General features: G+C 51.9%; 1 tRNA gene. It reads left to right on the top strand.

Annotation, left to right across the window (positions count from 1 at the left end):
• Positions 1 to 293: 293 nt before the first annotated feature.
• Positions 294 to 369, top strand: a tRNA-Ala gene (locus tag Q1A48_RS21460).
• Position 370 lies beyond the last annotated feature (1 nt).

The following is a 370-nucleotide window of genomic DNA, read 5'->3' as shown; positions in this document are numbered from 1 at the left end:
GCTCAGCTGGTTAGAGCGCACCCCTGATAAGGGTGAGGTCGGCAGTTCAAGTCTGCCCAGGCCTACCAAATTTTCCTCATACGTCGTTACATAAAAGCTCGCGTACTAGAGTACGCTACGCTTTCATGTGCCTAGTCTGAGAAAAATTAACCCTTAATCCGCAAGGGTGATAACGCAGAGATTTTTTTGACTGGTAAGGCGCGCGATGAGCGAGCGAAGGAGCATACATCAGTATGTGACTGAGTGAGTGAAGAGCAGCAACGCAGCCAGACGAAAAAAGATCCAGTTAGCACGGGGCTATAGCTCAGCTGGGAGAGCGCCTGCTTTGCACGCAGGAGGTCTGCGGTTCGATCCCGCATAGCTCCACCAT

Origin of the sequence: uncultured Microbulbifer sp., from assembly GCF_947489355.1 — a bacterium.
Lineage (GTDB): Bacteria > Pseudomonadota > Gammaproteobacteria > Pseudomonadales > Cellvibrionaceae > Microbulbifer.
The sequence above is the reverse complement of the archived record's forward strand: the minus strand, read 5'-3'. Positions and strand labels throughout refer to the sequence as shown.